This window comes from Bacillus sp. SIMBA_005 (assembly GCF_046535585.1).
GTDB lineage: Bacteria > Bacillota > Bacilli > Bacillales > Bacillaceae > Bacillus > Bacillus pumilus.
This window is the reverse complement of sequence record NZ_JAWRWI010000837.1, coordinates 1-251: the sequence shown is the minus strand read 5'-3', so window position 1 is coordinate 251 and position 251 is coordinate 1. Positions and strand designations below refer to the sequence as shown.

Annotated in this window: 1 protein-coding gene; it reads right to left on the bottom strand. The window is 57.4% G+C overall.

All coding sequences use genetic code 11. The annotated features are described in order from the left end of the window. Positions 1 to 251: M20/M25/M40 family metallo-hydrolase (locus tag SB660_RS22425; RefSeq protein ID WP_410584680.1), on the bottom strand; the 251-nt coding region annotated here is incomplete at both ends.

Genomic DNA, 251 nt, shown 5'->3' with positions numbered 1-251 from the left:
TCGCGTCCAGGGAAAATTGAGCGCGGTGCGCGCCAGCGTTTCGACGGCAATAGCGAGAACCTGCTCGTCAAAATCGAATTTTTCGTTGTGATGACCTGCCGCCAGCTGTGTGCCAAACACCACGTAGGAGGCTTGCCCTTGATGTTGCTGCACGCGGGCCATCATTAATGTGGCATCTTCGGAACCCGCAGGCGCTTCAACACGTTCAATGGCCTGATTGACCCCCGCGACCTGAGCCGCCTGACTTTGCA